The 254-nt window shown below is 68.5% G+C and carries 1 protein-coding gene; it reads left to right on the top strand.

The genetic code is table 11. The features are described 5' to 3' along the window. Positions 1-254: ATP-binding cassette domain-containing protein (locus SB754_RS21610; protein ID WP_410784369.1), on the top strand; the 254-nt coding region annotated here is incomplete at both ends.

Here is a 254-nt window from a genome sequence, read left to right as displayed (position 1 = left end):
CCGACCTGCGCGTCATCGAGGTCATCGAGAACGAGAAGCGCGTGTTCAACGTGGGCGGCCGCGAGCTGTCCGCCGGCCAGCTGGTGGAGCAGCTGGGCTTCTCCGCGCAGCGTCAGTGGACTCCGGTCAAGGAGCTCTCCGGCGGTGAGCGCCGCCGCCTGCAGCTGCTGCGCCTGCTGGTGGGTGAACCGAACGTGCTGATGCTCGATGAGCCCACCAACGACTTGGACACGGACACCCTGGCCGCCGTGGAG

Origin of the sequence: Leifsonia sp. SIMBA_070 (assembly GCF_046534635.1) — a bacterium.
Classification (GTDB): Bacteria; Actinomycetota; Actinomycetes; order Actinomycetales; family Microbacteriaceae; genus Leifsonia.
The sequence above is the reverse complement of the archived record's forward strand: the minus strand, read 5'-3'. Positions and strand labels throughout refer to the sequence as shown.